Source organism: Enterobacter sp. Crenshaw (genome assembly GCF_024734705.1).
Taxonomy (GTDB): Bacteria; Pseudomonadota; Gammaproteobacteria; order Enterobacterales; family Enterobacteriaceae; genus Enterobacter; species Enterobacter asburiae_B.
In genome coordinates this window covers 1,001,569-1,026,902 of record NZ_CP102932.1, presented here as the reverse complement: position 1 = coordinate 1,026,902, position 25,334 = coordinate 1,001,569, and the positions used below count along the sequence as shown (strand labels likewise).

At 53.6% G+C, this 25,334-nt stretch carries 24 protein-coding genes; 11 read left to right on the top strand and 13 right to left on the bottom strand.

What is annotated here, in order from left to right; translation table 11 throughout:
- Positions 1 to 12 precede the first annotated feature (12 nt).
- The gene (locus tag NWV12_RS04775) at positions 13 to 471 is read right to left on the bottom strand and encodes an Lrp/AsnC family transcriptional regulator (RefSeq protein WP_023310581.1); all 459 of its coding nucleotides are present in this window, start codon (positions 469 to 471) and stop codon (positions 13 to 15) included.
- 112 nt (positions 472 to 583) lie between these two features.
- Here NWV12_RS04775 and NWV12_RS04770 point away from each other — a divergent pair, with 112 nt between their 5' ends.
- On the top strand, positions 584 to 1,633 hold the full coding sequence (locus tag NWV12_RS04770; protein WP_232056990.1) for a PLP-dependent cysteine synthase family protein: 1,050 nt from the start codon (positions 584 to 586) through the stop codon (positions 1,631 to 1,633).
- A gap of 40 nt (positions 1,634 to 1,673) precedes the next feature.
- Here the strand turns inward: NWV12_RS04770 and cof are convergent, their stop codons facing one another.
- Complete coding sequence (gene cof / locus NWV12_RS04765; RefSeq protein WP_047061242.1) at positions 1,674 to 2,492, bottom strand: HMP-PP phosphatase; 819 nt, start codon at positions 2,490 to 2,492, stop codon at positions 1,674 to 1,676.
- A gap of 101 nt (positions 2,493 to 2,593) precedes the next feature.
- Between cof and NWV12_RS04760 the strand changes: the two genes are divergently transcribed.
- Together NWV12_RS04760 and queC are read left to right on the top strand one after the other, a co-directional pair.
- On the top strand, positions 2,594 to 4,294 hold the full coding sequence (locus tag NWV12_RS04760; RefSeq protein WP_048978936.1) for an SgrR family transcriptional regulator: 1,701 nt from the start codon (positions 2,594 to 2,596) through the stop codon (positions 4,292 to 4,294).
- Positions 4,295 to 4,360: 66 nt separating this feature from the next.
- Complete coding sequence (gene queC / locus NWV12_RS04755; RefSeq protein WP_045143097.1) at positions 4,361 to 5,056, top strand: 7-cyano-7-deazaguanine synthase QueC; 696 nt, start codon at positions 4,361 to 4,363, stop codon at positions 5,054 to 5,056.
- A 2-nt stretch (positions 5,057 to 5,058) separates the two neighbouring features.
- Here the strand turns inward: queC and NWV12_RS04750 are convergent, their stop codons facing one another.
- From NWV12_RS04750 to bolA, 11 genes are all read right to left on the bottom strand, one after another.
- Entirely contained in the window at positions 5,059 to 5,388 is a 330-nt protein-coding gene (locus tag NWV12_RS04750; RefSeq protein ID WP_048978937.1) for an addiction module antidote protein, read from the bottom strand.
- On the bottom strand, positions 5,375 to 5,728 hold the full coding sequence (locus tag NWV12_RS04745) for a type II toxin-antitoxin system RelE/ParE family toxin (protein WP_047061239.1): 354 nt from the start codon (positions 5,726 to 5,728) through the stop codon (positions 5,375 to 5,377). Before NWV12_RS04745 ends, NWV12_RS04750 begins: the two co-directional genes overlap by 14 nt.
- A 48-nt stretch (positions 5,729 to 5,776) precedes the next feature.
- Positions 5,777 to 6,175 (bottom strand): YbgC/FadM family acyl-CoA thioesterase, encoded by a 399-nt coding sequence (locus NWV12_RS04740; RefSeq protein ID WP_024906822.1) that lies wholly within the window; start codon positions 6,173 to 6,175, stop codon positions 5,777 to 5,779.
- 99 nt (positions 6,176 to 6,274) lie between these two features.
- A complete protein-coding gene (locus tag NWV12_RS04735; protein WP_048978938.1) occupies positions 6,275 to 6,655 on the bottom strand; it encodes a helix-hairpin-helix domain-containing protein in 381 nt (126 codons plus the stop codon).
- A gap of 148 nt (positions 6,656 to 6,803) precedes the next feature.
- Positions 6,804 to 8,675 carry a peptidylprolyl isomerase gene (gene ppiD, locus NWV12_RS04730; protein ID WP_048978939.1) on the bottom strand — a complete coding sequence of 624 codons (1,872 nt, stop codon included), beginning with the start codon at positions 8,673 to 8,675 and terminating at the stop codon, positions 6,804 to 6,806.
- Between the two features lie 212 nt (positions 8,676 to 8,887).
- Positions 8,888 to 9,160 (bottom strand): nucleoid-associated protein HU-beta, encoded by a 273-nt coding sequence (hupB, locus tag NWV12_RS04725; RefSeq protein WP_002444653.1) that lies wholly within the window; start codon positions 9,158 to 9,160, stop codon positions 8,888 to 8,890.
- Positions 9,161 to 9,370: 210 nt separating this feature from the next.
- Entirely contained in the window at positions 9,371 to 11,725 is a 2,355-nt protein-coding gene (gene lon, locus NWV12_RS04720) for an endopeptidase La (RefSeq protein WP_023334706.1), read from the bottom strand.
- Positions 11,726 to 11,907: 182 nt separating this feature from the next.
- Positions 11,908 to 13,182: an ATP-dependent protease ATP-binding subunit ClpX gene (gene clpX / locus NWV12_RS04715; RefSeq protein ID WP_048975532.1), complete on the bottom strand. Its 1,275-nt coding sequence runs from the start codon at positions 13,180 to 13,182 to the stop codon at positions 11,908 to 11,910.
- A gap of 126 nt (positions 13,183 to 13,308) precedes the next feature.
- Entirely contained in the window at positions 13,309 to 13,932 is a 624-nt protein-coding gene (gene clpP, locus NWV12_RS04710) for an ATP-dependent Clp endopeptidase proteolytic subunit ClpP (protein WP_010428105.1), read from the bottom strand.
- Between the two features lie 260 nt (positions 13,933 to 14,192).
- A complete protein-coding gene (gene tig / locus NWV12_RS04705; protein WP_023310569.1) occupies positions 14,193 to 15,491 on the bottom strand; it encodes a trigger factor in 1,299 nt (432 codons plus the stop codon).
- A gap of 330 nt (positions 15,492 to 15,821) precedes the next feature.
- Positions 15,822 to 16,139 carry a transcriptional regulator BolA gene (bolA, locus tag NWV12_RS04700; protein WP_021241655.1) on the bottom strand — a complete coding sequence of 106 codons (318 nt, stop codon included), beginning with the start codon at positions 16,137 to 16,139 and terminating at the stop codon, positions 15,822 to 15,824.
- Positions 16,140 to 16,444: 305 nt separating this feature from the next.
- Between bolA and NWV12_RS04695 the strand changes: the two genes are divergently transcribed.
- The 8 genes from NWV12_RS04695 to NWV12_RS04660 all read left to right on the top strand — a co-directional run bounded on the left by NWV12_RS04695 (position 16,445) and on the right by NWV12_RS04660 (position 25,318).
- Positions 16,445 to 17,023 carry a lipoprotein gene (locus tag NWV12_RS04695; protein ID WP_048978940.1) on the top strand — a complete coding sequence of 193 codons (579 nt, stop codon included), beginning with the start codon at positions 16,445 to 16,447 and terminating at the stop codon, positions 17,021 to 17,023.
- A gap of 46 nt (positions 17,024 to 17,069) precedes the next feature.
- On the top strand, positions 17,070 to 18,545 hold the full coding sequence (ampG, locus tag NWV12_RS04690) for a muropeptide MFS transporter AmpG (RefSeq protein WP_048978941.1): 1,476 nt from the start codon (positions 17,070 to 17,072) through the stop codon (positions 18,543 to 18,545).
- A 477-nt stretch (positions 18,546 to 19,022) separates the two neighbouring features.
- A complete protein-coding gene (gene cyoA, locus NWV12_RS04685) occupies positions 19,023 to 19,970 on the top strand; it encodes a cytochrome o ubiquinol oxidase subunit II (protein ID WP_014882770.1) in 948 nt (315 codons plus the stop codon).
- A gap of 16 nt (positions 19,971 to 19,986) precedes the next feature.
- On the top strand, positions 19,987 to 21,978 hold the full coding sequence (gene cyoB, locus NWV12_RS04680; protein WP_014168864.1) for a cytochrome o ubiquinol oxidase subunit I: 1,992 nt from the start codon (positions 19,987 to 19,989) through the stop codon (positions 21,976 to 21,978).
- Entirely contained in the window at positions 21,968 to 22,582 is a 615-nt protein-coding gene (locus NWV12_RS04675; protein ID WP_048978942.1) for a cytochrome o ubiquinol oxidase subunit III, read from the top strand. Before cyoB ends, NWV12_RS04675 begins: the two co-directional genes overlap by 11 nt.
- Positions 22,582 to 22,908: a cytochrome o ubiquinol oxidase subunit IV gene (locus NWV12_RS04670; RefSeq protein WP_006176899.1), complete on the top strand. Its 327-nt coding sequence runs from the start codon at positions 22,582 to 22,584 to the stop codon at positions 22,906 to 22,908. Before NWV12_RS04675 ends, NWV12_RS04670 begins: the two co-directional genes overlap by 1 nt.
- A gap of 11 nt (positions 22,909 to 22,919) precedes the next feature.
- Entirely contained in the window at positions 22,920 to 23,807 is an 888-nt protein-coding gene (gene cyoE / locus NWV12_RS04665) for a heme o synthase (protein ID WP_013095848.1), read from the top strand.
- Between the two features lie 149 nt (positions 23,808 to 23,956).
- The gene (locus NWV12_RS04660) at positions 23,957 to 25,318 is read left to right on the top strand and encodes an MFS transporter (RefSeq protein WP_045887932.1); all 1,362 of its coding nucleotides are present in this window, start codon (positions 23,957 to 23,959) and stop codon (positions 25,316 to 25,318) included.
- Positions 25,319 to 25,334: the final 16 nt, after the last annotated feature.

Sequence of the window (25,334 nt, the reverse complement as noted above, 5' to 3'; positions counted from 1 at the left end):
TATTTTACGAAGTTATTCAATGGGTAATGCTGTGGTGTATTTAATCTGTTCCATGGCAAAGCTTGAGGTGACGTCCGACAAACCCGGAACGCTGTTCACCAGCCGCTTGTAGAAATCATCATAGCGCTTCATGTCGGCCACCTGGACGCGCATCAGGTAATCATACTCTCCGGCCATACGCCAGAAACCGAGCACCTCGGGCATCTCAGACACCTGAGTGACGAAGCGGCAATACCACTCGCTGCTGTGATGCTGGGTTTTTATCAGCACAAATGCCGTCAGCCCAAGCCCCAGTTTTTCGGGATCTAACAACGCGACGCGCCCCAGAAGAATGCCGTCATCTTCCAGCTTCTTAAGCCGCTTCCAGCACGGGGTGGTGGTCAGATTAACGGCATCTGCCAGCGCCTGCAAAGAGAGGGTACAGTCATTTTGCAGCAATGAAAGGAGCTTGCGGTCAATTTTATCTAGCATACCCACCTCAAAGAGAAAATTTTTCTCTCTTCATTCTATTTTAAAGGCCAGATAGCAACAATTTTTTCTGTGCTTTTCGCTATCCTAGGCACAAAATGACAAACGGATAACGATGATGAATAGCACCTGGGTTAAACATGCGATCAGCGAAATCAATGCCGACTATCAGCGCTCGGCGGATACGCACCTGATTCGCCTTTCCCTGCCGGGATTTGACGGCATTCAGCTCTATCTGAAAGATGAAAGCACCCATCCCACCGGTAGCCTGAAGCATCGCCTGGCGCGCTCGCTGTTTTTATACGGTTTATGTAACGGCTGGATTAAAGAAGGCACCACTATTATTGAATCTTCGTCCGGTTCAACGGCGGTGTCCGAAGCCTATTTCGCCCGCCTGCTGGGCCTGCCGTTTATCGCGGTAATGCCGTCCTGCACCGCAAAACGCAAAATCGAACAGATCGAATTTTACGGCGGACGCTGCCACTTTGTGGAAAGCGCCTGCGAAATCTACGCCGCCTCCGAAATGCTGGCCCGTGAGCTGAACGGTCACTATATGGACCAGTTCACCTTCGCCGAGCGCGCGACCGACTGGCGCGGCAATAACAACATTGCCGACAGTATTTTCCGCCAGATGACCCACGAACCGCATCCGGTTCCGTCCTGTATCGTCATGAGCGCCGGTACCGGCGGCACGTCAGCCACGATTGGACGCTACATCCGCTGTCAGGGATACGATACCCAACTGATGGTGGTTGACCCGCAGAACTCCGTGTTCCTCGACTACTGGCAAAACCGCAATGCGGAGCTGCGCAGCCCGGTGGGCAGTAAAATTGAAGGGGTTGGCCGCCCGCGCGTGGAGCCCTCTTTCATCCCCGACGTCGTGGATGAGATGATGCGCGTGCCGGATGCCGCAAGCGTGGCAACGGCGCACTGGCTGGAAACGCAGCTGGGCCGCAAAGTGGGCGCATCGACGGGCACAAATATGTGGGGCGCACTGCAGCTTGCCGCCCGTATGCGCGAAGAGGGCCGTACCGGTTCCATCGTCACGCTGCTGTGCGACAGCGGCGAACGCTACCTTGAAACTTACTACAACGCGGAGTGGGTGCAGGCCAACATCGGCGATATCGCTCCGTGGAAAGCGCAGATTGCAGAACTGGTGAAATAAAAAAAGCCAGACCGAAGTCTGGCTTGCTGGAAGGGTCTCACTATTCGGGGGAATACGGGAGATTGTTGTTGTCCAGCCAATGCGTCAAAAAATGGGACACTGCTTCATTGCGGCAGTGGCCAATAACCGGCAGATGGGGAAGTTCTGCTTTCAGCTGCGCCATCGCATTCCCCATGATCAGACCGCGACCTACGCTACCCAGCATTTCGCGGTCGTTCATGGCGTCACCAAACGCCATACACTCCTTCAGCGTTAAGCCCAGGTGGTCGCTCAGCACCGCCAGAGCGGAGCCTTTGTTACAACCCACCGGCAGCACTTCCAGACAATCCACCGCCGAGAAAGTAAGGTGCGCCCGGTCACCCAGCGCCTCATTCAGCTGAATCCGTAAGCGACACAGATCGTCATGATCGCCGCAGAAGCAGATCTTGGTTACCGCATGAGCGGGGATCCGACGCAGATCGATAAGCTGATATTTGAAACCGCTGTATACATGCGCGTGCAGCAGTTCAGGAATTTCACGTCCGGTAAACCAGCCCCGATCGTTAAAGACGTGGATACTGGCCTGCGTGTCCCAGGTGCTGTGCAGCACGATGTCCGCCACTTCCGGGTTGAGATCCTGCCGGTGCAGCACATCACCTTCTACGGAGTGAATTCGCGTCCCGTTGCCGGTAATTAGAAAGGCGTCGAGGGAAAACGCGCCCAGCAAATGGCGCATCTCCAGCACATGGCGGCCAGTGGCAAACGTCAGGGTGACATCACGCTCGCGCAGGCGCTTCAGCGTGTTCAGGGTTTTTTCCCCTAAACGGTGATCCGGCATTAACAGCGTACCGTCCATATCAAATGCAGCGAGCCGAGCCATGATTACTCCCGAAATGTGATGCGGTTAACTTGTGCAACAGTATCGTGTGAGATATACGGAAGTAATAGTGAATAGATGAAAATTATTGTTCCGGGTTTCTTATGCGCCAGCTCAATCGACTCAACCAGTATCACCGCCTCTGGCAGCCTTCTCAGGGTGCAACGCAACAGGTCACCATCAGCGAGCTGGCCGCCCGCTGTTTTTGTAGCGAGCGGCATGTCCGAACCCTACTGCGCCAGGCCCAGGAGGCGGGCTGGCTCAGCTGGCGAGCGCAGTCTGGCCGCGGTAAGCGCGGTGAGCTAACGTTCCATGTCGCCCCGGAGTCACTGCGCAATGCGATGATGGAAGAAGCGCTGAAAAGCGGGCAGCAGCATAACGCGCTGGAACTGGCGCAGCTTGCCCCTGAAGCGCTGCGGTCATTGCTGCATCCTTTTTTGGGCGGGCAGTGGCAAAACGACACGCCGACGCTGCGCATCCCCTACTATCGCTCGCTGGAGCCGCTTCAGCCGGGTTTTTTACCGGGCCGGGCAGAGCAGCATCTGGCGGGAGAGGTCTTCTCAGGCCTGACGCGTTTTAACGGTAATAGCAGTGAACCTACGGGCGATCTGGCGCATCACTGGGATGTCTCTGCTGACGGCCTGCGCTGGCATTTCTACATTCGCTCCACCCTGCACTGGCATAACGGCGATAAAATAGAAACGGCGCAACTCCAGCGAAGTCTGACAGCGCTGTTGACGCTTCCCGCCCTGCGCACTCTGTTTCAGAGCGTCTTATGTATTGAAACAACGCATCCACAGTGTCTGACGTTTAGGCTGCATCAACCGGACTACTGGCTGCCGCACAGGCTGGCAACCTACTGCAGCCGTCTGGCGCATCCCGACCATCCTGTGGTTGGCAGTGGCCCGTTTCGGCTGGCCGCCTTTGAGCCCGACCTGGTTCGTCTGGAAAGCCATGAGCAGTATCACCTGAGCCATCCGCTGCTCAAAGCCATCGAATACTGGATCACTCCCCAGCTTTTTGATTACAGCCTGGGCACCAGCTGTCGCCACCCGGTGCAAATCGCGATCGGCGAGGCCGACGAGCTGGAAAGTCTGCGGCTGGTAAGCAGCAGCACCAGCCTGGGGTTCTGTTACCTCACGCTAAAACAGAGCGCGCACCTGAGTGAGATCCAGGCAAAGCGGCTTATCAATATCATTCATCTCTCCAGGCTTCTTCACACACTTCCGCTAAACGAAGGGCTCATCACACCCACCCAGGAACTGCTTCCCGACTGGACAATCCCCGAATGGCCTGATTTATCGGACGTCACCCTCCCTGAAGCGTTGACGCTGGTTTACCATCTCCCTGTTGAGCTTCACACCATGGCCAGCCAGTTGAAGGCATACCTGGCGCTACAGGGGTGTGAACTGACCGTCATCTTTCACGACGCCAAGACGTGGGACGGATGCCTGGAGCTTGCCGATGCAGACATCATGATGGGGGACAGGCTGATTGGCGAAGCGCCGGAATATACGCTTGAACAGTGGCTGCGCTGCGATGCCCTCTGGCCGCACGTTCTTAGCGCACCGGCTTACGCCCATCTGCAAGCCACGCTGGATGCGGTACAGACTCAGGCCGAGGCTCGGGATAGACACGCGGGACTGCAAGCCATCTTTAACCGGCTAATGGAGAGTGCGGTGCTGACGCCACTCTTTAATTATCAATACCAAATCAGTGCTCCGCCTGGCGTGAATGGTATACGCCTCAACACCCGCGGCTGGTTTGACTTTACCGAAGCCTGGTTGCCCGCGCCCAAATCGTGAAGAAGCTGGTCGCCGTCGTGGTCAGACGGTAACATAACGTTTTTACCGTAACAGTCGAGATGATTTATGAAACGTGCCGTCGTCGTGTTCAGCGGAGGACAAGACTCTACTACCTGCCTGGTCCAGGCCCTTCATCAGTACGATGAAGTTCACTGTGTCACTTTCGATTATGGTCAGCGTCATCGCGCTGAAATCGACGTTGCCCGTGAACTTGCCCTGAAACTGGGCGCACGCGCGCACAAGGTGCTGGACGTTACGCTGTTAAATGAACTGGCCGTGAGCAGCCTCACCCGCGACAGTATTCCTGTGCCAGACTATGAACCCGATGCCAGCGGCATTCCAAATACCTTCGTGCCGGGCCGTAATATCCTGTTCCTGACTCTGACGGCGATCTACGCCTACCAGGTAAAAGCCGAAGCGGTGATCACGGGCGTGTGCGAGACCGACTTCTCCGGCTACCCGGACTGTCGTGATGAGTTCGTAAAAGCATTAAACCACGCCGTCAATCTGGGGATGGCGAAAGAGACGCGCTTTGAAACTCCGCTCATGTGGCTGGATAAAGCCGAAACCTGGGCGCTGGCGGACTACTGGGGCAAGCTGGACCTTGTTCGCAACGAAACGCTCACCTGCTATAACGGCATCAAAGGCGACGGTTGCGGCCAGTGTGCGGCCTGTAATCTGCGCGCTAACGGGCTGAACCACTATCTTGCCGATAAATCCGGCGTGATGGCCGCGATGCAGAAAAAGACCGGTCTTAAATAGGGTTATTTGACCGTGCTGTCGAATAATTTCACACCGGCAGCACGGGTGACTTTCATCAGCGTTGTCAGCGTTGGGTTGCCGTTGTCTGATAAGGTTCGGTATAGCTGCTGACGGGACAGACCTGCTTTGGCAGAAATTTCTCCAATACCGCCTCGCGCTTCAATGACCTGACGGAGTGCAATGAGATAGGCAGGGATTCCCTGCTCTTCATAGATCTCTTCCAAGGCTGTTTGCAGATAACGCTGAGCGTAGGAAGGATTCTCTCGCAGCATTTTCACAACAGCATCATGGTGGCTAACGGAGCTCGAATATTTTCGTTCAGTGGCGCTCATAGGAATGTCCTTTTGTTTGATGATCTTTCCAGTAATCTATTGCCAGTTTGATATCCGCTTTTTGGCTCTTTTTGTCACCACCGATCAGTAACAATAAAACCTGCCGATTCTCTACTGAAAAATAGATTCTGTAGCCGGGGCCACTGTCGACTCGCATCTCCCAAACACCTTCCCTGAGATACCTGTAATCGCCAAAATTACGTTTTATCGCGCGGTTAATCCGCATAAGGATCCGGAAAACCATATCCGGATCCCTTCGATTCATTCTGGCTACCCACTCCTCAAACGGTACTTTCCCGTCACGGGTCCGGTAGCGTTCAACGACATAGTCCCTATCCATTATTCTATCCCTGAAAAATCCTTTTGTCTTTTATAAAAGACAACCTTTCTAAGCGATCATCAACTCCAGCTTTTCCCGCAATTCCCCTTCCAGCGGCAGCGCTTTCTGCGTTTTCAGATCGATACAGACGAACGTGATCAACGCATCTGCGACCACCTGCCCTTCTGGATCGAGCGTCACCACCTGGCTTAAGACCCCGCTTTTGCCATTGATCTGTTGCACCTGGCTGGTGACCGTGAGCACATCACCCAGCACGGCTGGACGGCGGTAGTTGATGTTGATATTGACAACCACAAACGCGATGTTGTGCGCGGTCAGCCACTGAAAGCTTTCGCTGTTTTCCAGCCCGTCCCAGCGCGCTTCTTCAAGAAACTCAAGATAGCGAGCATTGTTCACATGCTGATAAACGTCGAGATGAAAACCGCGTACTTTGATTTTTGTCTGCATAGCGCAATAGCCTTTACTGTTATTGTAGGAAGAGAGGTCATAACTGGTATGACCTCTTTATCCTGGCAAAATTTTGCCGCAGTGCAAGAAATTGCGTAATTACAGCTTCAGGTGTGAGAGGTTGCGCTCAACCAGCGCGCTGCCCATGCCCGGCACCTGCTTGAGATCATCGACCGTTTTGAAAGGACCATACTCTTCGCGGTAGCTGACGATGGCCTGCGCTTTTTTCAGGCCCACGCCGTTCAACGCACGGGCGAGATCTTCCGCTGAGGCCGAATTGATACTGACCCGCGTACCGTCATCATCCGCATTTTTACCGGCATCTGTCGCTTTGGTTTGCCCTTGCACCGGCGCTGCCGCATCGGCCTTGCTCTGCGTAGCCTGTGCTTTGGCAGCAGGCGTCGCCGCCAGCGCGCCCGCGCTCATCCCGGTGGTGGCAATAGCCAGCGTAATTAACAGTGCTTTGATTCCACATTTCATGCTGTTATCTCCTTGTTTGTTGACAGCCACGTCACGATAGCCGCCAGTTAAAACCGGCACAAACAGCAGATTGCAGAAATGGAAAAGGCCGCGAAAGCGGCCTTTAGTTTTTGCAGAGCGTTACGAAAATCTGCGAGCAGACACGTAATTACTGCTGCTGAGTCATTACATCACCCAGCTTGATTTTGGCTTCTTTACGCAGGTTGCTCATCATGGCTTCGAAGGCAATCTGAGCATTGTTCTGGGTAATCCCCTGAACCATAGCTTTCTTCTGCGCTTCTGGCAGGGTACCGGCTTTCACTTCATCCAGCGCCAGCAGAACGACGTTACCCTGCGTATCGGTGGTGGTACCAAAGCTTGGCTTGTCCTTCGCAGGCAGAGTCAGACCAAACGCGGCCTGGCTGATTGGGTCCTGGCCGGTACGGCTCAGCGTTTTCGCTTCACCGAAGCTCAGGCCAGCTGCTTTCAGCGCGTCTTCTTTACCCGCTTTCAGATCGGACAGAATCTTCTCAGCATCCAGTTTCGCCTGCTGTTCCGCTTTGTTGTGCTTAACCTGAGCGACGACCTGATCCTTCACTTCCGCCAGCGGTTTGACCGCTTCTGGCTTGTGCTCGCTGACGCGCAACACAAACGCACGATCGCCGTCGACGGTAATGATGTCAGAGTTACTGCCCGGCGTACCGTTCTCGCCCACCAGACCACCGTTGAAGATGGCATCGGAAACCGGTTTGAAATTCAGCTCTTCCGGAAGGTTGTCACGACCAAACCAGCCTGTCTCAACCGCCTTCACGCCAGCCGCCTGCTCTGCGCCTGCCAGAGATTCGTTGTCGTTGCTGGCAGCATCGCTTACCTTCTGCTGCAGCGCGTAGTAGGCATCCAGCGCTTTTTCCTGTTTCACTTTCGCCGCGATATCATCACGAACGTCAGCCAGCGGCTTGGTTTTCGCCGCGGTGATGTCGTCCAGACGCACGACCAGGAAACCAACGGAAGACTTAATGACGCCAGAAAGCTGGCCTTTCTCTTTCAGACCGGCATTTTTCAGCTCGTCAGGCGTGGTCGCATCTTCCAGCCAGCCCATATCACCGCCGTTTTTCGCAGAGATAATGTCGGTGGATTTCGCTTTCGCAACGGTCGCGAAATCAGCGCCTTTGCTCAGCTCATCCAGCGCCGCTTTAGCATCAGCCTCGGTTTTCGTCTGAATTACGCTGTAGCGGTTACGCTGCGGCTGAGTGAACTGATCCTGATGCTGATCGTAGTAAGACTGGATTTCAGCATCAGACGCGGTTTCCTGCAGCGCGGCCGCATCCAGCTTGATGTAGCTCACGCGGAACTGCTCTGGAGAAACAAAGGAATTCTTGTTCTGCTCGTAGTAAGCGTTGACGTCAGCGTCGCTCATCTGCTGTTTCGCCGCCAGGGCGTTCACATCAATGGTCGCTTCGCGTACAACACGCTGCTGCGCCACCAGCGCGGCCAGTTCATCCGTTTCACCTTTGAGCATGAAATCGGTGCCCACGACGGCATTGATGAGCTGCTGGGTGGTCAGCTGGTTACGCAGCGCCTGAGCGTACTGGTCGGCCGTCATCCCCATTTGATTGACGATGCTGTTGTAACGCGCGTTGTCGAATTTACCGTTAGACTGGAAGGCTTGCGTGGAGAAGATGGCTTTTTTCACCTGCTCATCGCTGATGCCAAGGCCCAGTTTTTTGGCATACTGATCAAGCAGCGCTTCGTCGATAAGACGGTTCAGTGTCTGTTGGCGCAGGGTCTTCATGTACCCTTCGTTCGCCGCCAGTTCAGAGAATTGGTCGCCCAGCTGTTGCTGCATACGGTTACGTTCACCGGCAAAAGCATTCTCGAACTGACCACGGCTGATTTCCTGGCCATTCACTTTTGCGGCATAGTTTGCGCCACCGCCAATAAGGTAACTGCTCACGCCGGTCAATATGAACGACACGATAATGATACCGAAAATAATCTTGAGCACGAGACTGTTAGCAGCCGTGCGTAAGCTGTCCATCATGGTGTAACAACACTCCGCTGTAGGTGACTGGTTACCTGACGCTGACGGAAAATCCTGCCCGTCGCGCGTGAAGGCGTATTGTGACAAGAAAACGGGGCGATTGTCAGCCCACAACTCGCATAAACTCGCACAAATCAGGTCTGGACAAACAAAAAAGGCACATCAAATGATGCGCCCTTGTACTTTCCGGCTTCCCTGAAACGGGAAAGCAATCAGTTTACTGCGTCTTTCAGCGCTTTACCTGCACGGAAACCCGGCACTTTAGCAGCAGCAATGGTGATCTCTTTACCGGTCTGAGGGTTGCGGCCAGTACGGGCAGCACGCTCTTTAACAGCAAAAGTACCGAAACCTACCAGTGCAACGTCGTCCCCAGCCTGCAGAGATTCAGTAACAGAAGCAATTAAGGCATCTAACGCACGTCCAGCTGCAGCTTTAGAAATATCAGCACCCGCAGCAATTTTGTCAATCAGTTGAGATTTATTCACTGTTCTCTTCCTCTCTTTATAATTTATATCGCGCCTGAATCCTTCACAACGCGACCGCGCAGCAGTTATATCAGGCCTGCCATGACCTTACAACACCCGTTGTTGATGACGGACCTAATCAGCAATCTAAATTAGCTATACAAAAAAAGGCTGGCAAGTGCGAAATGACTTACCAGCCTTGTTTTTATTGACGCTCTTTGCGCGAGGTCACTATTTTGCTGTTACAACCTGCATTCCGGAGGGTTCATTCTGCAGTGCGAGACTGAGAACTTCCTCAATTCGCTTCACAGGATGGATCTGCAGGTCGGCAATCACATTGTCCGGAATCTCTTCCAGATCGCGTTTGTTTTCGTAAGGGATCAATACGGTTTTGATCCCACCGCGGTGTGCCGCCAGCAGTTTTTCTTTTAAACCACCAATCGGCAGAACCTGACCACGCAACGTAATTTCACCGGTCATTGCCACATCGGCACGCACCGGATTTCCTGTCAGGCAGGAAACCAGAGCGGTACACATCGCAATACCCGCGCTTGGGCCATCTTTCGGCGTCGCCCCTTCCGGAACGTGCACGTGGATGTCGCGTTTTTCGTAGAAATCAGGGTTGATACCCAGTTTCTCCGCGCGCGCGCGCACCACGGTCAGCGCTGCCTGGATGGATTCCTGCATCACTTCACCCAGAGAGCCGGTGTAGGTCAGCTTGCCTTTGCCCGGGACACAGGCGGTTTCGATGGTCAGCAGATCGCCGCCCACTTCCGTCCATGCCAGGCCGGTCACTTGGCCAACGCGGTTTTCGTTGTCCGCTCGACCGTAGTCGAAGCGCTGAACGCCGAGATAGGCATGCAGATTGTCGCCGTTAATCACAATGTGCTTCAGGCTCTTATCCAGCAGCAGCTGTTTCACCGCTTTACGACACAGTTTCGAGATTTCACGCTCAAGGCTACGCACGCCCGCTTCACGGGTGTAGTAGCGAATGATGCCGATAATCGCGCTGTCCTCGACGGTCAGCTCGTTGGCTTTCAGCGCGTTACGCTCAATCTGTTTCGGCAGCAGGTGCTGCTTAGCGATGTTCAGCTTCTCATCTTCGGTATAACCGGAGAGACGGATCACTTCCATACGGTCCAGCAGCGGGGCCGGAATGTTCATGGAGTTGGAGGTCGCCACGAACATCACATCGCTCAGGTCGTAGTCCACTTCCAGGTAGTGATCGCTGAACGCTACGTTCTGTTCTGGATCAAGCACTTCCAGCAGCGCAGACGCAGGGTCGCCACGCATGTCCGACGACATCTTGTCGATCTCATCGAGCAGGAACAGCGGGTTTTTAACCCCCACTTTCGCCATCTTCTGGATCAGTTTACCCGGCATAGAACCGATGTAGGTACGGCGGTGACCGCGGATTTCCGCTTCATCACGTACGCCACCCAGCGCCATACGGATATACTTACGTCCGGTCGCTTTGGCGATGGACTGACCCAGAGAGGTTTTACCCACCCCCGGCGGCCCCACCAGGCACAGAATTGGGCCTTTAATTTTGTTTACACGGCTTTGTACCGCGAGGTACTCAAGAATGCGGTCTTTCACGCGTTCCAGACCGTAGTGGTCGGTATCCAGGATTTCCTGCGCCTGACGCAGGTCTTTTTTGACCTTGCTGCGGGCGTTCCACGGAACCTGCACCATCCACTCAATGTAGCCGCGTACAACGGTCGCTTCAGCCGACATTGGAGACATCATTTTCAGCTTCTGCAGTTCTGCTTCAGCCTTCTCTTTCGCCTCTTTCGGCATCTTCGCCGCGTCGATCTTACGCTTCAGCGCTTCGTTTTCGTCCGGCGCGTCGTCCATCTCGCCCAGTTCTTTCTGAATGGCCTTCATTTGCTCGTTCAGATAGTACTCACGCTGAGATTTCTCCATCTGCTTTTTGACGCGGTTGCGAATGCGCTTCTCAACCTGCAGCAGATCGATTTCAGACTCCATCATCGCCATCAGGTATTCCAGACGTTCGTTAACGTCGGACATTTCCAGCACGGACTGCTTGTCAGCCAGCTTCAGCGGCATATGCGCAGCGATGGTGTCCGCCAGACGCGCAGGATCGTCGATGCTGTTCAGCGACGTCAGCACTTCTGGTGGAATTTTCTTGTTCAGCTTGATATAGCCTTCAAACTGGCTAATCGCGGTGCGAACCAGGACTTCCTGTTCGCGCTCATCAAGCTCAGGCGAATCAAGGTACTCTGCCTTTGCAGAGAAGTGTTCGCCGTCATCTGACAGAGTGGTAATACGCGCACGCTGCAGGCCTTCTACCAGCACCTTCACGGTGCCGTCAGGCAGCTTCAGCATCTGCAAAATAGAGGCCACGGTCCCGACGGTGAAAAGATCGTTTACACCCGGCTCATCCGTTGATGCTTCTTTCTGCGCGACCAGCATGATTTTTTTATCATGATCCATGGCGGCTTCGAGGCAACGGATAGATTTTTCCCGCCCTACAAATAAGGGTATGACCATGTGCGGATAAACCACCACATCGCGCAACGGCAATACGGGGATTTCAATGCGTTCAGAACGCTCAGGATTCATAGAGCTCTCTCTTAGTTAGTGTCCGCCAGGTAAGCTGGTCATGTCACTGTGCTTCACATAACCATTAACATGTATCCAGTATATGGGGATGTTTCCCACACATTCAACGCTATGAATACGGAAAAAGTAAAGGGGAGATAAAATCCCCCCTTTTTGATTAACTGCTTGTATGATTTGGTTAATTATTCGCCAGATGCCTGCTGCGCTTCCGGTTTGCCGTAAATCAGCAGCGGCTTGGTTTGACCGCTAATGACGGATTCGTCAATCACCACTTTCTCAACGTCTTCCATCGACGGAAGATCGTACATGGTGTCGAGCAGTGCCGCTTCAACAATTGAACGCAGACCACGGGCACCGGTTTTACGGACCATCGCTTTCTTGGCAATAGCATCCAGCGCTTCGTCGCGGAATTCCAGATCAACGCCTTCCAGATTGAACAGCGCCTGATACTGCTTGGTCAGCGCATTTTTCGGCTCTTTCAGGATCTGGATCAGCGCGTCTTCGCTCAGTTCATTCAGCGTTGCCACAACCGGCAGACGGCCGATGAATTCAGGGATCAGACCGAATTTGATCAGATCTTCCGGTTCAACCTGAGACAGCAGTTCGCCTTCGTTTGGTTTTTCGGACGTTGCTTTCACCGTTGCGCCAAAACCAATGCCGGAGCCGGTTTCAACACGGTGGGAGATGACTTTGTCCAGACCAGCAAACGCGCCACCACAGATGAACAGGATCTTGGAGGTATCAACCTGCAGGAACTCCTGCTGCGGATGTTTACGACCACCCTGTGGCGGAACGGCAGCAACCGTACCTTCAATCAGCTTCAGCAGTGCCTGCTGTACGCCTTCACCCGATACGTCACGGGTAATGGACGGGTTGTCAGATTTACGGGAGATCTTGTCGATCTCATCGATGTACACAATCCCGCGCTGGGCTTTCTGTACGTCGTAATCGCACTTCTGCAGCAGTTTCTGAATGATGTTTTCGACGTCCTCACCCACATAACCGGCCTCGGTCAGGGTGGTGGCATCCGCCATCGTGAACGGAACATCAAGCAGACGCGCCAAGGTTTCAGCCAGCAGCGTTTTACCGGAACCGGTTGGGCCGATCAGCAGAATGTTACTTTTACCCAGTTCTACGCCATTGCTGGTGTCGCCGTTACGCAGACGTTTGTAGTGGTTATAGACCGCTACCGCCAGCACTTTCTTGGCCTGCTCCTGTCCGATGACGTAGTCGTCAAGGTGATGACGAATTTCATGCGGCGTTGGTAGCGCGCTGCGCTCACGGTGCGGTGCGACTTCTTTAATCTCTTCGCGAATGATGTCGTTACATAAATCGACACATTCGTCGCAGATATACACGGACGGCCCGGCAATCAGTTTACGCACTTCATGCTGGCTTTTGCCGCAAAAAGAGCAGTACAGCAGTTTGCCCGAACCATCTTTGCGTTTATCTGTCATGAGTCCAAACCTCTTTTTAAGTTCTTTGTGCCGCACATGACGACGCAAATGCCATTCTAAGACGCAAGCTGCAATCAGCAGCGTGCCGCCCTACCTTAGTATAGCGGCACACTCGCGTCGCGGGCATCAATTACGATGGGTCAACACGGAGTCGACTAAGCCGTACTCAACTGCCTCTGGAGCAGAGAGGAAGCGATCGCGCTCGGTATCGCGCTCGATCTGCTCGAGTGGTTGACCCGTATGCTGCGCCATAAGTTCATTCATGCGCGCTTTTACTTTCAGAATTTCGCGGGCGTGGATTTCGATATCCGTCGCCTGCCCCTGGTAACCGCCCAGCGGCTGGTGAATCATCACGCGGGAATTTGGCAAGCAGAAACGCTTACCTTTCGCCCCTGCTGTTAACAGGAATGCGCCCATAGATGCAGCCTGACCCATACAGATAGTGCTTACATCAGGCTTGATGAATTGCATGGTGTCATAAATCGACATTCCTGCTGTAATCACGCCACCCGGGGAGTTAATGTACAGGTAAATGTCTTTTTCCGGGTTTTCCGCTTCCAGAAACAGCATCTGCGCAACGATCAGGTTAGCCATGTGGTCTTCCACCTGGCCGGTCAGAAAGATAACGCGTTCCTTGAGCAGACGGGAATAGATATCAAAAGAACGCTCACCACGTGAGGTCTGTTCAATAACCATTGGCACCAGAGCCATATGGGGTGCAAAGTTATCTCGTTCGCCACTGTATGACATTTCCGTCTCCTGGATCAAAATTGAAAACACCTGCTGTACTGATTGTAACCTTACGGACGGATTATCAGCCAGTCTCATTCATCATGATTACGTACTTATGGGGTTCACAGTGCCCTATTTCAAGCATAACAACCTTTTGTTGTTACGCTAACACCGAAAGGGCGTTTTAGCACTCTTCCTGGGCTATCGCTGCGATAAAAAAAACCCGCTGCCGCAAGGCAACGGGTTTTCTGTTCAAACTTTAAACCGTTGGGGCGAAATTACGCCTGCTGGTTCATCAGTTCGTTGAAAGAGGTCGCTTTTTCGGTCACTTTCGCTTTCGCCAGTACCGCTTCAACAGCCTGCTCTTCCAGGGCAACGTTGCGCATGTTGTCCATCAGTTCTTTGTTCTTACCGTAGAACTCGATCACTTCTGATGGATCTTCGTATGCAGAAGCCATCTCTTCGATCAGGCCTTTCACACGCTCTTCGTCAGCTTTCAGCTCGTGGGTACGAATTACTTCGCCCAGCAGCAGGCCAACAACAACGCGGCGTTTCGCTTGCTCTTCGAACAGCTCGCGTGGCAGTTCCATCGCTTGCTGCTGGTTGCCACCGAAACGCTGTGCAGCCTGACGGCGCAGAACGTCGATTTCGCTGTCGATCAGGGCAGCTGGAACGTCGATTTCGTTGGCTTTCACCAGACCTTCGATCGCCTGAGATTTCACGCGGTTACGCACCGCGCCATTCAGTTCGCGTTCCATGTTCTTACGCACTTCGGTACGCAGGCCCGCTACGGAACCATCTTCCACGCCGAAACGCTTGATGAATTCTTCAGTCAGTTCTGGCAGTTCGCGCTCTTCAACTTTCTTCAGGTTGATAGCGAACTTCGCTGCTTTCCCTTTCAGGTTTTCAGCGTGGTATTCTTCCGGGAAGGTCACGTCGATGGTGAACTCTTCGCCAGCCTTGTGGCCTTTGATACCGTCTTCGAAGCCTGGGATCATACGACCCTGGCCCATCGCCAGTACGAAGTCAGACGCTTTACCGCCTTCGAACTCTTCGCCGTCTACAGAACCGGTGAAGTCGATGGTGACACGGTCTTCAGCGTCAACAGCGCCTTCTTTCTCTTTCCAGTTCGCCTGCTGCTTGCGCAGGGTATCCAGCATGCCGTCAACGTCTTCGTCAGTCACGGAAACAACTGGTTTTTCAACTTCGATAGATTCCAGACCTTTCAGCTCAACTTCCGGGTACACTTCGAACTCTACGGAGTAGGTGAAGTCTTCGCCCAGTTTGTATTCGCCTGGAACGTAGTTAGGCGCGCCGGCCGGATTGATTTTTTCTTTGATGATCGCATCAATAAAGTTACGGCTCATCAGTTCACCCAGCACATCCTGACGCACGGAAGCGCCATAACGCTGAGCAACAACATTCATTGGTACTTTGCCCTTGCGGAAGCCGTCAATACGTACTTTTTTTGCTACGTTGACCAGCTCGCTTTTCACAGCAGTTTCGATGCTGTCAGCAGCGATAGTAATCGTTACACGGCGGCCAAGGCCTTGAGTGGTTTCAACTGAAACTTGCATCTTGTTACCTCAAAAAAATCACAGTGCTCGGTCAACTCTGAATCTGTCTGTTATACCGGGATGCTCTCTTAGTGCAGATTCACATTCCCTGTCGCCAGAATCATCCCGAAGACATTCAATAAGACGCGGCATTATAGCGGCATCACTTAGGTGAGTCGAGAACGGTTGGGGCATGTTGCTGCGGCTTTTTTCACACTTTAAGGCTATTTTTAGTCTTAAAATCGCTCCATTCGCTCAAAACTCAGACAAAACAAAACGGCCCGGAGGCCGTTTTGAGGAAATCTGTAAGCAACATACTGGAAAAGCTCCAGCCGTTGCAAATCCGATTTATCAGGCGATAGTGCCTGCACCGCGACAGGGCGGCGATGCGAAAACCGTATCCTGCAGGCCTTCCCATTCCTTAATGGTGTAGGTATGCAGTGCCAGCGCATGCACGGTCGTGGAGAGCTCTTCCGTCAAGGTGCTGTAGATCAAGCGGTGTCGATTCAGGAAACGTTCTCCCGTGAAGCGATCGCTAACCAGAACCACTTTAAAGTGGCTTTCAGAACCTGCCGGCACGTTATGACGATAGCTTTCGTCGACGACTTCGAGGAACACAGGGTTGAACGCTGCCCTTAATTTATCTTCTATATGCTCACGTATCATCATGAAATTACTCCTCCGACAACGCCAGGATGTCACCCATCCCTTTAAATGTTAGCCGCTTTTACCGTTTCCATTACACCTTGACAACAAATATTTAGCTTTCGTCTGATTTTCTCATTCAAACGAATGAAGTTCACTGTGAGACTCATACGTTTTGTCATACACGGATTGGGAAAAACGGTGAACTGGTCAGTTTTCGGACAAGGCGATGAATTTACATGCGTTGACCACTTCCCCTCGCCGTTGGCGATGTTATGATGGCGGCAATTTTTCTCTTTATATGCTTACGATTCGTTGAGAACCCGAAAATGTTAAAAAAACTCTTCTTTCCGTTGATAGCCCTTTTTATGCTGGCAGGCTGTGCTACCCCGCCTACCACCATTGATGTCTCACCAAAAATCACCCTGCCTCAGCAGGACCCAAGCCTGATGGGCGTCACCGTGAGCATTAACGGTGCCGATCAGCGTCAGGATCAGGCGCTGGCTAAAGTGACCCGCGATAACCAGCAGGTTACTCTCACCGCCTCCCGCGACCTGCGCTTCCTGCTCCAGGAAGTGCTGGAGAAACAGATGACCGCTCGCGGCTATATGATTGGCCCAAGCGGCGCGGTTGATCTGCAGATCATCGTGAATAACCTGTACGCTGACGTGTCTCAGGGCAACGTGCGCTACAACATTGCGACCAAAGCGGATATCGCCATCATTGCCACCGCGAAGAATGGCAACAAGATGACCAAAAACTACCGCGCCAGCTACTCTGTTGAAGGTGCCTTCCAGGCTTCTAACCAGAACATTGCTAACGCCGTGAACAGCGTGCTGACCGATACCATCGCCGATATGGCGCAGGACACCAGCATTCACGACTTCATCAAGCAGAACGCGCGTTAATCCCGCTCTCTGACCCGGTGTATCACCGGGTCAGTTTTATAAGAACATGTCCAGCCATTACTTACGCATTTTCCAGCAACCGAAATCAGCGATCCTGCTGATCCTCGGCTTCGCCTCGGGTTTACCCCTCGCACTCACTTCCGGCACGCTTCAGGCGTGGATGACGGTTGAGAACATCGATCTTAAAACCATCGGTTTCTTCTCGCTTGTTGGCCAGGCCTATGTCTTTAAGTTCCTGTGGTCTCCGGTCATGGATCGTTACACGCCGCCTTTCCTCGGACGTCGACGCGGCTGGCTAGTGATGACGCAGATCCTGCTGCTGCTGGCTATTGCGGCGATGGGATTTCTTGAACCCACCACCCAGCTTCGCTGGATGGCAGCGCTTGCGGTGGTGATTGCCTTCTGTTCCGCCTCTCAGGATATTGTGTTCGACGCCTGGAAGACGGACGTGTTACCTGCTGAAGAGCGCGGCGCCGGTGCGGCAATCAGCGTGCTGGGCTATCGCCTCGGGATGCTGGTTTCAGGCGGGCTGGCGCTGTGGCTGGCCGACCGTTACCTCGGCTGGCAGGGCATGTACTGGCTGATGGCCGCCCTGCTGATCCCCTGCATTATCGCGACGCTGTTCGCGCCCGAACCGAGTGACGTCATCCCGGTTCCCCGCTCGCTGGAGCAGGCCGTCGCCGAACCGCTCCGTGACTTCTTTGGCCGCAACAACGCCTGGCTGATCCTGCTGCTCATCGTCCTTTATAAGCTGGGCGATGCCTTTGCCATGAGTTTGACCACCACCTTCCTGATCCGGGGCGTCGGTTTTGACGCCGGTGAAGTGGGTGTGGTGAATAAAACGCTGGGGCTGTTTGCGACGATTGTCGGCGCGCTTTATGGCGGCGTGCTGATGCAGCGCCTGACACTGTTTCGCGCGCTGCTGATTTTCGGCATCCTTCAGGGCGCCTCTAACGCAGGCTACTGGCTGCTGTCGATTACCGACAAACATACGATCAGCATGGCCGCGGCGGTGTTCTTCGAAAACCTCTGCGGCGGCATGGGAACCGCGGCGTTTGTTGCCCTGCTGATGACCCTGTGCAATAAGTCGTTTTCCGCTACCCAGTTCGCTCTGCTCTCGGCGCTTTCCGCCGTTGGCCGCGTGTACGTTGGCCCGATTGCCGGCTGGTTCGTGGAAGCACACGGCTGGCCAACATTTTATCTCTTCTCGGTCGTGGCTGCCGTGCCGGGGATTTTATTGCTGCTGGTCTGCCGTCAGACGCTGGAATATACCCAGCGGACAGAACATTTTATGCCGCGCACCGAATATCGCCGCGCCTACCGTTTTGCGCTACGTCTGTTAATGGCGGGCTGCATTGCTCTGGCGCTCTGGTTTGTGGTGCTTATTATCAATGCCAGCACCTCTCTGGAGCTCCCTTTCGAAGCCCTTCTGCTGGACGCAGGCGCCCTGCTGGCTATCGCCGGGATCCTGATCGGAGGTCTGCTTGATTTCATGGCGTTGCGTAAAACGCAGATGACCTGAAGAAAAATGCGAAAGGTTATTTCCCGTTGTAATCACTAACCGAAATTATAACGGCGAAATAGCCGCCAGGCGCAAAAAAAATATTTGTTGTTTTGTGCGGGATAGGATTTGGAAATTATTGGCTCCCATTCCAAAACGCTATTTTTCATTAAACGATTCAGCATACGAGAGTTTGATTTTTCGTTTTTCAGATGTCTTTTTATTGATAATTAATTGTTAATTTTTTGTTTATTTTCAACAATGGTTATACCAATTGCCCCTTTTAGAGTATGCTTGGGGGTCCTTTCGTTATAAAGCCCATGCCATGCGGCTTCGGTCATAAAAACCGACATAATTTGCAACACTTGTGACACGTGCGGCAGAACCCGGTAACACCTTCCTGACACAGGCCTAATGATGTTTACAGTAATGTAACCTTCCCGTAAAATGCCCGCACACTTTAAACGCCACCAGACTCCGTGGAATTGAGGTCGTTAAATGAGACTCGGGAAATACAATAAAAGTTTGGGATGGTTGTCATTATTCGCGGGCACTGTATTACTCAGTGGCTGCGATTCTGCACTACTAGACCCCAAAGGACAGATTGGACTGGAACAACGTTCACTGATATTGACGGCTTTTGGCCTGATGTTGATTGTGGTTATTCCTGCCATTTTGATGGCTGTTGGTTTCGCCTGGAAGTATCGTGCGAGCAATAAAGATGCGAAGTATAGCCCTAACTGGTCACACTCCAATAAAGTGGAAGCTGTGGTCTGGACGGTACCTATTCTGATCATCCTGTTCCTTGCCGTACTGACCTGGAAAACCACTCACGCACTTGAGCCAAGCAAACCGCTGGTTCACGATGAGAAACCTATTACCATTGAAGTGGTCTCCATGGACTGGAAATGGTTCTTCATCTATCCAGAGCAGGGTATTGCTACCGTGAATGAAATCGCCTTCCCGGCGAACACTCCGGTTCAGTTCAAAGTGACCTCCAACTCCGTAATGAACTCCTTCTTCATCCCACGTCTGGGTAGCCAGATTTACGCGATGGCCGGTATGCAGACCAACCTGCATCTGATCGCGAATGAAGCAGGCACCTATGATGGTATCTCCGCCAGCTATAGCGGCCCGGGCTTCTCAGGTATGAAGTTCAAAGCTATTGCGACGCCAGACCGTGCCGCTTTCGACCAGTGGGTTGAAAAAGCGAAGCAGTCTCCAAACACCATGTCTGACATGGCGGCGTTCGAAAAAGTGGCTGCACCAAGCGAATACAACAAGGTGGAGTACTTCTCTAATGTGAAACCAGATTTGTTCAAAGACGTTATTGGCAAATTTATGGATCACGGCAAGAGCATGGACATGACCCAGCCTGAAGGCGAGCACAGCGCGCACGAAGGTATGGAAGGCATGGACATGAGCCACGCGGAAACCGCTCACTAAGGGGCCGAGGAAGAAAATGTTCGGAAAATTGACACTGGATGCAGTGCCCTACCATGAACCGATTATCGTGGTTACGGTGGCTGCAATTATCATTGGTGGCGCGGCCTTACTGGCCCTGATCACTTACTTCGGTAAGTGGAGCTACCTGTGGAACGAGTGGCTGACTTCGGTTGACCACAAAAAACTCGGTATCATGTACTGCATCGTCGGTATCGTCATGTTAATTCGTGGCTTTGCGGATGCGATCATGATGCGTAGCCAGCAGGCACTCGCTTCTGCGGGCGAAGCCGGCTTCCTGCCACCGCACCACTACGATCAGATCTTTACCGCCCACGGCGTTATCATGATCTTCTTCGTGGCGATGCCGCTGGTTATCGGTCTGATGAACGTTGTCGTTCCGCTGCAAATCGGCGCGCGCGACGTGGCGTTCCCGTTCCTGAACAACCTGAGCTTCTGGTTCACGGTTGTCGGCGTTATCCTGGTTAACCTGTCACTGGGTGTGGGCGAATTCGCGCAGACCGGCTGGCTGGCTTACCCGCCGCTGTCAGGAATTGAGTACAGTCCGGGCGTTGGCGTCGACTACTGGATTTGGGCGCTTCAGCTCTCCGGTGTCGGTACTACCCTGACCGGTATCAACTTCTTCGTGACCATTATCAAGATGCGTGCCCCAGGCATGACCATGTTCAAGATGCCGGTATTTACCTGGGCATCTCTGTGCGCCAACATCCTGATTATTGCCTCCTTCCCAATTCTGACCGTTACCATCGCGCTGCTGACCCTGGACCGCTACCTGGGCACCCATTTCTTCACGAATGATATGGGTGGCAACATGATGATGTACATCAACCTGATTTGGGCCTGGGGTCACCCGGAAGTGTACATTCTGGTTCTGCCTGTGTTCGGTGTGTTCTCCGAAATCGCGGCAACCTTCTCGCGTAAACGTCTGTTTGGTTACACCTCTCTGGTGTGGGCAACCGTGTGTATTACCGTTCTGTCGTTCATCGTTTGGCTGCACCACTTCTTCACCATGGGTGCGGGCGCGAATGTAAACGCCTTCTTCGGTATTACCACCATGATTATCGCCATCCCTACCGGGGTGAAGATCTTCAACTGGCTGTTCACCATGTACCAGGGCCGTATCGTGTTCCACTCAGCGATGCTGTGGACCATCGGCTTCATCGTGACCTTCTCCGTAGGTGGGATGACCGGCGTACTGCTGGCGGTACCAGGTGCTGACTTCGTTCTGCACAACAGCCTGTTCCTGATTGCGCACTTCCATAACGTTATCATCGGTGGCGTGGTCTTCGGCTGCTTCGCTGGCGTAACCTACTGGTGGCCAAAAGCGTTCGGCTTCACGCTGAACGAAAAATGGGGTAAACGCGCGTTCTGGTTCTGGATCATCGGCTTCTTCGTGGCATTTATGCCGCTGTACGTGCTGGGCTTCATGGGTATGACCCGTCGTCTGAGCCAGCAGATCGATCCTCAGTTCCACCCAATGCTGATGGTTGCAGCGGGCGGCGCCGTGCTGATTGCCTGCGGTATCGCGTCTCAGCTGATTCAGTTCTACGTGTCTATTCGCGACCGCGACCAGAACCGTGACCTGACCGGTGACCCATGGGGTGGCCGTACGCTGGAGTGGGCGACCTCTTCTCCACCTCCTTTCTATAACTTTGCCATCGTGCCGCAGGTTCATGAACGCGACGCATTCTGGGAAATGAAAGAAAAAGGTGAAGCGTACAAGCAACCTGCTCATTACGAAGAAATCCACATGCCGAAAAACAGCGGTGCGGGCATTGTGATTGCCGCCTTCGCAACGGTATTTGGTTTCGCAATGATCTGGCACATCTGGTGGATGGCGATTGTTGGCTTCGCCGGCATCGTAATCAGCTGGATTGTGAAGAGCTTTGACGAGGACGTGGACTACTACGTACCAGTCCGTGAAGTTGAGAAGCTGGAAAATCAGCATTTCGACGAGATTTCTAAAGCGGGGCTGAAAAATGGCAACTGATACTCTGGCGCACTCAACTGCCCACGCGCATGAACATGCGCACCACGATACAGGACCGACCAAAGTCTTCGGTTTCTGGATCTACCTGATGAGCGACTGCATTCTGTTCTGCTGTCTGTTCGCGACCTACGCCGTTCTGGTGAACGGCACGGCGGGCGGCCCGGCTGGCAAGGACATCTTTGAACTGCCGTTCGTTCTGGTTGAAACCGCACTGCTGTTATTCAGCTCCATCACCTACGGCATGGCGGCTATCGCCATGTACAAAAACAACAAGAGCCAGGTTGTGTCCTGGCTGGCGTTGACCTGGCTGTTTGGTGCTGGATTTATCGGGATGGAAATCTATGAATTCCATCACCTGATTCTGGAAGGTTTCGGTCCGGATCGCAGTGGCTTCCTGTCAGCGTTCTTCGCGCTGGTCGGTACCCACGGTCTGCACGTGAGCTCTGGTCTGATCTGGATGGCGGTACTGATGTTCCAGGTATCCCGTCGCGGCCTGACCAGCACTAACCGTACCCGTATCATGTGCCTGAGCCTGTTCTGGCACTTCCTGGACGTGGTGTGGATCTGTGTGTTCTCTGTTGTATATCTGATGGGGGCGATGTAATGAGTCATTCAAACGATCATGGCGCTTCCCACGGTAGCGTAAAAACCTACATGACAGGTTTCATCCTGTCGATCATCCTGACGGTGATCCCGTTCTGGATGGTGATGAGCGGTTCTGCGTCTAAGCCGGTTATTCTGGGTGCAATCCTGGTGACCGCGGTGATTCAGATTCTGGTGCATCTGGTTTGCTTCCTGCACATGAACACCAAGTCCGATGAAGGCTGGAATATGACCGCCTTTATCTTTACCGTGATTATCATCGCTATCCTGGTAGTCGGTTCCATCTGGATTATGTGGAACCTCAACTACAACATGATGGTTCACTAAGAGCGGCGAGTATGTTTAAGCAATACCTGCAAGTAACGAAACCAGGCATCATCTTTGGCAACCTGATCTCCGTGATCGGAGGGTTCCTGCTGGCCTCTAAGGGCAGCATTGATTACACCCTCTTTATCTACACGCTGGTCGGTGTGTCACTGGTTGTTGCGTCCGGTTGTGTATTTAACAACTACATCGACATGGATATCGACAAGAAGATGGAAAGGACCAAAAATCGGGTGCTGGTGAAAGGCCTGATCGCCCCTTCCGTCTCGCTGGTGTACGCCACCTTGCTGGGTATTGCTGGCTTTATGCTGCTGTGGTTTGGTGCTAACCCGCTGGCCTGCTGGCTGGGGGTGATGGGGTTCGTGGTGTATGTGGGCGTCTACAGCCTGTATATGAAACGCCACTCCGTCTACGGCACGCTGATTGGTTCTCTCTCCGGCGCTGCGCCGCCGGTGATTGGCTACTGCGCGGTCACGAACGAGTTCGACAGCGGTGCGCTGATCCTGCTGGCTATCTTTAGCCTGTGGCAGATGCCGCACTCCTATGCCATCGCGATTTTCCGCTTTAAGGATTATCAGGCAGCGAACATCCCGGTTCTGCCGGTCGTGAAAGGCATTTCTGTTGCCAAGAACCACATCACGCTGTACATCATCGCCTTTGCCGTGGCAACGCTGATGCTCTCTCTGGGTGGTTACGCCGGGTATAAATATCTGGCGGTAGCGGCTGCGGTGAGCGTCTGGTGGCTCGGTATGGCGCTGCGCGGTTACAAAGTGGAAGATGACAAAGTCTGGGCGCGCAAACTGTTTGTGTTCTCGATTGTGGCCATCACCTCGCTGTCCGTGATGATGTCCGTGGACTTCATGGTGCCAGATTCACACAACCTGCTGACTTACGTCTGGTAAGCCAAAACAGGTCAATAAAGGGGTGCTTCGGCACCCTTTTTTATTCACTGAATCTACTAATAACGCATGTAATATTTGTTAAATAACCCTTTATTTACCCCACCCCTTCCCCGCACTACACTATGGCCTGCTTTTGAACTGAGGTGGTAATGAACGATTATAAAATGACGCCAGGCGAGCTACGCGCGACCTGGGGCTTAGGGACTGTCTTCTCGCTACGGATGCTTGGCATGTTTATGGTCCTGCCTGTTCTGACCACGTACGGTATGGCGCTGCAGGGGGCCAGCGAGGCGCTGATTGGCCTCGCGATCGGCATCTACGGTCTGGCGCAGGCGGTTTTCCAGATCCCGTTTGGCCTGCTCTCTGATCGGGTGGGCCGAAAGCCGCTGATCGTCGGCGGGCTGCTGGTCTTTGTGCTCGGAAGCGTGATTGCCGCCCTCTCCCACTCCATCTGGGGGATTATTCTCGGCCGCGCCCTGCAGGGTTCCGGCGCGATTGCCGCCGCGGTGATGGCGCTGCTGTCAGACTTAACCCGTGAGCAGAACCGTACCAAAGCAATGGCGTTCATCGGCGTGAGCTTTGGCGTGACCTTTGCGATTGCGATGGTGCTGGGCCCCATCATTACGCACACGCTGGGTCTGCACGCCCTGTTCTGGATGATTGCCGTGCTGGCGACCATCGGTATTGCCTTAACCCTGTGGGTCGTGCCGGACAGCAAAAACCACGTTCTGAACCGCGAATCAGGGATGGTAAAAGGCTGCTTCAGCAAAGTGATTGTCGAGCCGCGCCTGCTGAAGCTCAATTTTGGCATTATGTGCCTGCATATCCTGCTGATGTCGACCTTTGTCGCCCTGCCCGGCCAGCTTGCCGCAGCGGGTTTCCCGGCGGCTGAGCACTGGAAAATCTATCTGGTCACGATGCTGATTTCGTTTGTCTCCGTCGTGCCGTTCATCATCTACGCCGAAGTGAAGCGCAAAATGAAGCGCGTCTTCGTGGGCTGCGTGGCGGTCCTGCTGATTGCCGAAATTGTGCTCTGGGGTGCTGGCCCGCACTTCTGGGAGCTGATTGCCGGCGTGCAGCTGTTCTTCCTGGCCTTTAATCTGATGGAAGCGCTGTTGCCGTCGCTGATCAGCAAAGAGTCCCCTGCCGGATATAAAGGCACCGCGATGGGCATCTACTCCACCAGCCAGTTTCTCGGCGTGGCGATCGGCGGCTCGCTCGGCGGCTGGGTGGACGGCCTGTTTGATTCACAAACCGTGTTTCTCGCCGGTGCGCTATTGGCGACAGTCTGGCTGCTGGTCGCCAGCACCATGAAAGAGCCGCGCTACGTGAGCAGCCTGCGCGTGGAAATCCCGGATGATGTGGAAATCAGCGATGTGCTTAAGCAGCGTCTGGAAGCCAAAGAGGGTGTGACAGAGGTGCTCATCGTCCCGGAAGAGCGCAGCGCTTACGTCAAAATAGACAGTAAAATGACCAACCGCTTCGAGGTCGAGCAGGCGCTCAAAGCGTGAAAAAAAGCCCGGTTAA

What these genes read in the sequence shown, in the direction of transcription:
- NWV12_RS04775 (WP_023310581.1), bottom strand. Translation starts at nt 471, where the DNA reads ATGCTAGATAAAATTGACCGCAAGCTCCTTTCATTGCTGCAAAATGAC.
- NWV12_RS04770 (WP_232056990.1), top strand. Translation starts at nt 584, where the DNA reads ATGATGAATAGCACCTGGGTTAAACATGCGATCAGCGAAATCAATGCC.
- ppiD (WP_048978939.1), bottom strand. Translation starts at nt 8,675, where the DNA reads ATGATGGACAGCTTACGCACGGCTGCTAACAGTCTCGTGCTCAAGATT.
- NWV12_RS04740 (WP_024906822.1), bottom strand. Translation starts at nt 6,175, where the DNA reads ATGCAGACAAAAATCAAAGTACGCGGTTTTCATCTCGACGTTTATCAG.
- clpX (WP_048975532.1), bottom strand. Translation starts at nt 13,182, where the DNA reads ATGACAGATAAACGCAAAGATGGTTCGGGCAAACTGCTGTACTGCTCT.
- NWV12_RS04695 (WP_048978940.1), top strand. Translation starts at nt 16,445, where the DNA reads ATGTTAAAAAAACTCTTCTTTCCGTTGATAGCCCTTTTTATGCTGGCA.
- NWV12_RS04750 (WP_048978937.1), bottom strand. Translation starts at nt 5,388, where the DNA reads ATGAGCGCCACTGAACGAAAATATTCGAGCTCCGTTAGCCACCATGAT.
- NWV12_RS04670 (WP_006176899.1), top strand. Translation starts at nt 22,582, where the DNA reads ATGAGTCATTCAAACGATCATGGCGCTTCCCACGGTAGCGTAAAAACC.
- NWV12_RS04735 (WP_048978938.1), bottom strand. Translation starts at nt 6,655, where the DNA reads ATGAAATGTGGAATCAAAGCACTGTTAATTACGCTGGCTATTGCCACC.
- NWV12_RS04675 (WP_048978942.1), top strand. Translation starts at nt 21,968, where the DNA reads ATGGCAACTGATACTCTGGCGCACTCAACTGCCCACGCGCATGAACAT.
- bolA (WP_021241655.1), bottom strand. Translation starts at nt 16,139, where the DNA reads ATGATGATACGTGAGCATATAGAAGATAAATTAAGGGCAGCGTTCAAC.
- clpP (WP_010428105.1), bottom strand. Translation starts at nt 13,932, where the DNA reads ATGTCATACAGTGGCGAACGAGATAACTTTGCACCCCATATGGCTCTG.
- cyoB (WP_014168864.1), top strand. Translation starts at nt 19,987, where the DNA reads ATGTTCGGAAAATTGACACTGGATGCAGTGCCCTACCATGAACCGATT.
- tig (WP_023310569.1), bottom strand. Translation starts at nt 15,491, where the DNA reads ATGCAAGTTTCAGTTGAAACCACTCAAGGCCTTGGCCGCCGTGTAACG.
- NWV12_RS04745 (WP_047061239.1), bottom strand. Translation starts at nt 5,728, where the DNA reads ATGGATAGGGACTATGTCGTTGAACGCTACCGGACCCGTGACGGGAAA.
- NWV12_RS04660 (WP_045887932.1), top strand. Translation starts at nt 23,957, where the DNA reads ATGAACGATTATAAAATGACGCCAGGCGAGCTACGCGCGACCTGGGGC.
- queC (WP_045143097.1), top strand. Translation starts at nt 4,361, where the DNA reads ATGAAACGTGCCGTCGTCGTGTTCAGCGGAGGACAAGACTCTACTACC.
- cyoA (WP_014882770.1), top strand. Translation starts at nt 19,023, where the DNA reads ATGAGACTCGGGAAATACAATAAAAGTTTGGGATGGTTGTCATTATTC.
- NWV12_RS04760 (WP_048978936.1), top strand. Translation starts at nt 2,594, where the DNA reads ATGCGCCAGCTCAATCGACTCAACCAGTATCACCGCCTCTGGCAGCCT.
- ampG (WP_048978941.1), top strand. Translation starts at nt 17,070, where the DNA reads ATGTCCAGCCATTACTTACGCATTTTCCAGCAACCGAAATCAGCGATC.
- cof (WP_047061242.1), bottom strand. Translation starts at nt 2,492, where the DNA reads ATGGCTCGGCTCGCTGCATTTGATATGGACGGTACGCTGTTAATGCCG.
- lon (WP_023334706.1), bottom strand. Translation starts at nt 11,725, where the DNA reads ATGAATCCTGAGCGTTCTGAACGCATTGAAATCCCCGTATTGCCGTTG.
- cyoE (WP_013095848.1), top strand. Translation starts at nt 22,920, where the DNA reads ATGTTTAAGCAATACCTGCAAGTAACGAAACCAGGCATCATCTTTGGC.